Origin of the sequence: Kineosporia sp. R_H_3 (assembly GCF_002198675.1) — a bacterium.
Lineage (GTDB): Bacteria > Actinomycetota > Actinomycetes > Actinomycetales > Kineosporiaceae > R-H-3.
In genome coordinates, this window is sequence record NZ_MWLL01000233.1 from 1 (window position 1) to 5,331 (window position 5,331).

The following is a 5,331-nucleotide window of genomic DNA, read 5'->3' on the forward strand; positions in this document are numbered from 1 at the left end:
GCCCGGGGCGGCCGGGGGCCGGGGTGGCGACGGTCGCGGCGGCCGCCGGGTTCGCCGTCCGGTTCGTCAGGACGTCCTCGAGGGCACCGATGAGCCAGTCGGCCGGCGGCCGGGTGCCCGGCTCGGCCGCGAGCGCCGTCGCGACGATGCTCCGCAGCCGCGGGTCGAGGCCCGTGAGGTCGGCGTCGCCGCGGCGGACCCGGTCGAGCACGACCTCGATCGGCCCGGTGCCGAAAGGGGCCCGGCCGGTCGCGGCGAACGCGAGCGTGCTCCCCCAGCCCCACCAGTCGGTCGCGGGCGTCACCGGGTGCCCGGCGACGACCTCGGGCGACAGGTAGCCCGGGGTGCCCATGACGAGACCGGTCATGGTGATCCGGGACTCGTCGGCCACGTGGGCGATGCCGAAGTCGATGAGCACCGGGTCGTCGTCCGGGAGCATGACGTTGGCCGGCTTGACGTCCCGGTGGACGACACCGGCGGCGTGGATCGACCGCAGGGCGTCGGCGAGCACCCGCCCGGTGTGGACGACCCGCTCGAGCGGCATCGGGCCGCGCTCGCGGACGAGGTCGTCGAGGGTGCGGCCCGGCACGAACCGGGTCACGAGGTACGGGACCGGCCCGTCGACGTCCGCGTCGAGGACCTCCGCGACCCGCGGGTGCCGGACCCGGCGCAGCGTGGCGACCTCACGGGCCAGCCGCAGGCGCGCGTCGGGGTCCGCCGCGACGTGCGCCCTGAGCACCTTGATCGCGACGGCACGGTCGTCCGGCCCGACCGCGAGGTGGACGACCCCCATGCCGCCCTCGCCGAGCCGGCTCACGAGCCGGTACGGGCCGACGGTGGAGTGGTCCCACGCGCCGCCCCCTGTCATACCGACCACGGTACGCGAGGGACCTGTGGGACCGGCGCCGCTCGCGCGCACCGGGCCCGGATCTCCGCCTGCGGTCGGACCCGCCGTCCGACCACGGTGGGACGACGCGGCGACGGGGTCCGGGGACCAGGGCGCGTAGGGGGCCATGCCTTCCCGACGCGCCGCACGGCCCCGCGGTTGCGTCAGCTCGTGATGTACGCCGTGAGCTGGTCGCGCTCGCTCTGGAGCTCCTCGATGCGGTGCTTGACGACGTCACCGATGCTCACGATGCCGACGAGGTTCTCCTCGACGACCACCGGGACGTGCCGGATCCGCTTCTCGGTCATGAGGAGCATGAGGTCGTCGACGGAGTCCTGCGGCGTCGCCGTGTGGAGGTCCACGGTCATGATCGAGCTCACCGGCCGGTCGAGGATCTCCGCGCCGTGCGCCTGGAGGTGCCGGACGACGTCCCGCTCGCTGACGATCCCGTCGAGGACCCCGGCGCCCGAGCTCACGACGAGCGCACCCACCTTGTACCGGGCCAGCGCGTCGAGCAGCGTCCGGACCGTGTCCTCGGGAGCGATGGTCACCACGAGATCGCCCTTGCGTCGCAGCACATCCGTGATCCGCATGATCCGCACCTCCGCCCGCTGTCCGAGCCCCGGCCGGGCCCGACCTTCCGTCGACGGTAACCGCTCCGGCGCGGCGTGTGAACCCCCTGCTCACAGCCTTGTGCATTCGTGCACGAACGTTTCCCGGCGGGCGCCGGACGGGAGCGTTCACACCGCCGGGGACCGCCCCGGTCAGGGCGGTCCCCGGTCGGCTGGAGGTCAGCAGGAGATCTGCAGCTCCACCGTCGCCGTGCACGTGTCGGCACCCGCCCCGCCGTCGCCGGCGTCGACCCCGGAGCCGCCGCTCATGGTGCCGTCGTTGCCGGCGACCCCGAAGAGCAGGTCGTTGCCGGCCTCGCCGTAGAGCCGGTCGGCCCCGTCGTCGCCCCAGAGCGCGTCGTTGCCGTTGCCACCCTTGACGACGTCGTTCCCGGAGTCGCCGCGGGCCCAGTCGGCGCCGTCACCGAGGTTGATCGTGTCGGCCCCGCCGCCGCCGCACACGAGGTCGTCGCCGCCCGAGGCGTTGATCGTCTGCGCCGCGGCGCCGCCGACGATCCAGTTCTTCCCGCCGGTCCCGTTGAGGACCGCCTGGTTGCCGACGACGGTCGAGTACCCCGCCGCGAGGGCCTGCGCGGCCGTCATCCCGAAGCACGTCGTCACCGCCGCGTCGGCCGGCCCGCCCGCGGCGAGCAGCCCGCCGCCGGTGAGGAGCAGGGCGGCCGCAGCGGCCCCCGCGCCCCGGCGCAGGCGCCGCCGTCCGGTCGTGCTCCGGGCCGCCCCGGCCCCGGCCTGCGCGCCCGGGGTGCGGGTCAGCGCTCGTGCGAGTGACAGCGTCATGGTCCTGCTCATCGGTCGTCCTCTCCCCGGCCGCCGCACCTGCCGCGGCGGCTGTGGCGCAGACCGTGCCGGAGGGCGCTCAGCGCGCCGTCAGCCCCGCGTCACAACGGGACCGGGGCCGAAGGGCCCGGGCCGGGCAGGCACGTGACGCTCCGTACCGACCGGGAGGGCGCATCCGCGACAGAACGGACGAGTAACACGGCTGAAACCCTTTACGTCGCCCCGTCGATCGACAAGGATGCGAGGCACCCGCAGGTTTCGCGGGGAGCACCAGCCGGGGTCGTCGAGGTGACGGCGCCGGTCACCCTCCACTCGGATCGTCCGGCACGTTCCTGCCGGTGAAGGGATTCATCAGTCATGGCTACGGTCACGTTCGACCAGGCGACCCGGCTCTACCCCGGGTCCACCAAGCCCGCCGTCGACAAGCTCGACCTGCAGATCGAGGACGGCGAGTTCCTCGTCCTCGTCGGCCCGTCCGGCTGCGGCAAGTCCACCTCGCTGCGGATGCTCGCGGGCCTCGAGGACGTCAACGAGGGTCGCATCCTCATCGGCGAGCGCGACGTCACGCAGGTCCCCCCGAAGGACCGCGACATCGCGATGGTCTTCCAGAGCTACGCGCTCTACCCGCACATGACGGTCGCCGACAACATGGGCTTCGCCCTCAAGATCGCCGGCGTCTCCAAGGACGAGATCCGCCAGCGCGTCGAGGACGCCGCCAAGATCCTCGACCTCACGCCGTACCTCGAGCGCAAGCCGAAGGCCCTCTCCGGCGGCCAGCGCCAGCGCGTCGCGATGGGCCGCGCCATCGTCCGCAAGCCGCAGGTCTTCCTCATGGACGAGCCGCTGTCGAACCTCGACGCCAAGCTCCGTGTCCAGACGCGCACGCAGATCGCCTCGCTGCAGCGGCGCCTCGGCGTCACCACGGTCTACGTCACGCACGACCAGACCGAGGCCATGACGATGGGCGACCGGGTCTGCGTCCTCAAGGACGGCCTTCTCATGCAGGTCGGCACGCCGCGCGAGCTGTACGACCACCCGAACAACGTCTTCGTCGCCGGCTTCATCGGCTCCCCCGCGATGAACCTGCTCGACCTGCCCAAGGTCGAGGGCGGCGTCCAGATCGGCGACATGGTGTGGCCGGTCGAGCGCGAGACGGTGAGCGCCGGCTCGGGCGACAAGCTCACGGTCGGCATGCGCCCGGAGGACCTCCTCCTCTCCGAGCACGGCCTGGCCGTCACGGTCGACGTCGTCGAGGAGCTCGGCGCCGACGCGTACGTCTACGGCACGCTGCGCAGCAACGACTCGGACATGCCGATCGTCGCGCGCACCGACGGCCGCTCGGTGCCGGAGAAGGGCTCGACGGTGCACTTCGCGCCCAAGCCCGAGCACGTGCACCTGTTCGACGCCGCGAACGGCCAGCGCCTCGGCTGACCTGCCGGTCCCTCGGCAGCACCCGCTCCGCAGGAAGGGCCCCGCGCACCTCGGTGCGCGGGGCCCTTCCGCGATCCCCCCGGGAACGCGCCGGGCTCAGCCTCCGCCGCTGAGGACGGCGTCGGTGAACCCGCCCTCGACGATGCCCGTGCCGTCGGTCCAGACCGCCCAGTCGACGACGTCCTCGGCGAGCAGCCGCACCGGCCGGCCGACCCGGTACTCGGGGTCGCTGTCGGCGTCCGAGCCGCAGCGGCCGACGACCCGGTCCGGGGTCTGCCAGTCCGTGACGTAGGCCCAGACGAACTCGGTGCCGTCCTCGGACTCCAGGCCGTGCTTGACGATGAGGTGCGAGCCGGCCGGGATGCCACCGTCGACGAACCGCTGCCGGGCACCGGCGAGGGTCGCGCGGGCCCGGTCGATCGCGGCATCCATCGCGGCGCCCATCGCCTCGTCGTCCGGCGCGTGCACGACCTCGTCGTCCCCGGCGCCGAAGAGGTCCGCGCAGACGGCGACCATGAACTCGCCCGCGGACGCGGCGAAGTCCAGCGGCGGCACCACCGTGAGGAAGCTGTCGGCGTCCGGGTCCGTCGCCGGGTCGAGCCGCAGCCGCAGCCGCGTCGTCCGGGTGCCGGCGGGCTTGCCGCCGTGCGCGCGGACGACGTCCTCCTCGCCGATGCCGACCTCGGCGGGCAGGGTGACGAACGCGGGGCGCTCCTCGCCGTCCCGCCCCTCCCCGCCCTCCAGCGTGTCCGCGTAGGTGCGCAGCAGCACCTGCGCCAGGCCGTTGAGCACGCTCGTCCACGGCCCGGCGAGCTGCGGCGGGACGCCCTCGGTCGCGAGCTCGGGCAGCCCGAACCGGCCCAGGCCCTTGGTGGTGAACCACAACCCCTCGGGCGTCGCGGAGTGCACGATCTGGATCCAGTCCACCGCCGCGAGCGGGCGCTCGCCGGTCGGCAGTGCGTCGAGCACCTGCTTGGCCGTCCGCAGCCGCGGGACGACGACGTCGAGCACCGGCACGTCGAGGCGCGCCGCGATCCCGCCGGCGACCGCGGCGGCACCCCACTCGTGGGCGGGCGGCCAGCCGGGCTGGTAGACGCCCGTGACGACGACGGCGTGCGACGCCTCCCGCGCGAGTGCGCGCGAGCTGTCGCTCGCGCCCATGACGGCGAGGATCTCGTCGGGCATCGGGGGCAGCTCGGCGGTGGGCCGGACGGCCAGCTCGAGGAGCGGGACGGTGAGCATGCCGCGGACGAGCCCGCCGAGCGGTTCGCCGAGGGCGTCGACGATCCGGGTGGTCAGGGCGTCGAGGTCGTCCGGCGGGCGGGACGTCGGCACGACGTAGACGGCGGAGAGGGTCTCGGGCACGGGGAGGACGATCTCGTCGGCCATGCCCGACTGTACGTCGCCCGGAGTGCGCCGGACCGTCTCAGAACGAGACGCCTCAGCGGCCGAGGAGCTCGGGGTGGTCGCGCTCGTAGTGCGCTGTGAGCGCGGCGCTGACCTCGCCCTTGCGGTGCGCGAGCGACCGGCCGCAGACCTGGCACGTGGCCATCGGCATCTGCGTGACCGTCACCGGGAAGGGCGCCCGCGCGCGGCGCCGTCGGG

The 5,331-nt window shown here is 74.1% G+C and carries 5 protein-coding genes; 1 reads left to right on the plus strand and 4 read right to left on the minus strand.

Annotated features, from left to right (window positions below; translation table 11 throughout):
* From ECOMGDLI_RS29515 to ECOMGDLI_RS29525, 3 genes are all read right to left on the minus strand, one after another.
* Nucleotides 1-868: serine/threonine-protein kinase (locus tag ECOMGDLI_RS29515; RefSeq protein ID WP_143448025.1), on the minus strand; the 868-nt coding region annotated here is incomplete at its 3' end.
* Between the two features lie 182 nt (nucleotides 869-1,050).
* Nucleotides 1,051-1,479 carry a CBS domain-containing protein gene (locus ECOMGDLI_RS29520; protein ID WP_088320415.1) on the minus strand — a complete coding sequence of 143 codons (429 nt, stop codon included), beginning with the start codon at nucleotides 1,477-1,479 and terminating at the stop codon, nucleotides 1,051-1,053.
* Nucleotides 1,480-1,677: 198 nt separating this feature from the next.
* Nucleotides 1,678-2,307, minus strand: coding sequence for a calcium-binding protein (locus ECOMGDLI_RS29525; protein WP_143448026.1), 630 nt, complete (start codon nucleotides 2,305-2,307; stop codon nucleotides 1,678-1,680).
* Between the two features lie 345 nt (nucleotides 2,308-2,652).
* Here ECOMGDLI_RS29525 and ECOMGDLI_RS29530 point away from each other — a divergent pair, with 345 nt between their 5' ends.
* Nucleotides 2,653-3,726, plus strand: coding sequence for an ABC transporter ATP-binding protein (locus ECOMGDLI_RS29530; RefSeq protein ID WP_088320413.1), 1,074 nt, complete (start codon nucleotides 2,653-2,655; stop codon nucleotides 3,724-3,726).
* Between the two features lie 96 nt (nucleotides 3,727-3,822).
* On the opposite strand, the gene ECOMGDLI_RS29535 is transcribed toward ECOMGDLI_RS29530, so the two are convergent.
* Nucleotides 3,823-5,115, minus strand: coding sequence for a DUF2314 domain-containing protein (locus ECOMGDLI_RS29535; RefSeq protein ID WP_088320414.1), 1,293 nt, complete (start codon nucleotides 5,113-5,115; stop codon nucleotides 3,823-3,825).
* Between the last annotated feature and the right edge of the window lie 216 nt (nucleotides 5,116-5,331).

Coding starts and splice junctions, on each gene's coding strand:
- ECOMGDLI_RS29530 (WP_088320413.1), top strand. CDS start 2,653: ATGGCTACGGTCACGTTCGACCAGGCGACCCGGCTCTACCCCGGGTCC.
- ECOMGDLI_RS29535 (WP_088320414.1), bottom strand. CDS start 5,115: ATGGCCGACGAGATCGTCCTCCCCGTGCCCGAGACCCTCTCCGCCGTC.
- ECOMGDLI_RS29525 (WP_143448026.1), bottom strand. CDS start 2,307: ATGAGCAGGACCATGACGCTGTCACTCGCACGAGCGCTGACCCGCACC.
- ECOMGDLI_RS29520 (WP_088320415.1), bottom strand. CDS start 1,479: ATGCGGATCACGGATGTGCTGCGACGCAAGGGCGATCTCGTGGTGACC.